The following is a 547-nucleotide window of genomic DNA, read 5'->3' as shown; positions in this document are numbered from 1 at the left end:
AGGCAAACATCAAAGACGTAGATTTGGTTCTACTCGGTGAGTATTCGCACCGAACTAATGAAATACACGATCTGATGGCGCAGATGGAAGGTGCCGACAAGCGAATCCATATGCCCGGCTTTGTGAGCAACCCTTATCCATGGATAGCAAACTCGAGTGGTTTTATCCTATCATCAGATTATGAGGGGCTACCGACAGTATTATTAGAATCCATCGCCTTAGGAACGCCGGTGATTTCAACCGATTGTAATAGCGGCCCCAGAGAGATCTTCGGAGAAAATTTTAAACACTGCCTCAGTGAAGTAAGCACATCAAGTCTGAGAGATAAAATCATTGAGCTTTATAACTCTCCCAAGGATTTTACCATCCCGCTACGAGAAGAATTTTCTCTTAATTTTATGAGCCGCCAATACTATAAACTAATTAAACAACACCGCTAATCAATATTAAGAGTTTCTATTATGGGGGCATTTGCCCTCACTATTTTGTTCTTTTCAACATTCTGTGATATCAAACAACCAGCGCCAATAACACTGTTATCTCCGAT

The 547-nt window shown here is 41.3% G+C and carries 1 protein-coding gene; it reads left to right on the top strand.

Annotation, left to right across the window (positions count from 1 at the left end):
* Nucleotides 1-440: glycosyltransferase (locus R7Q48_RS30215; protein ID WP_318134095.1), on the top strand; the 440-nt coding region annotated here is incomplete at its 5' end.
* Nucleotides 441-547 lie beyond the last annotated feature (107 nt).

It is taken from the genome of Vibrio sp. 378, assembly GCF_033339435.1.
This window is presented reverse-complemented; position numbering and strand designations above follow the sequence as displayed.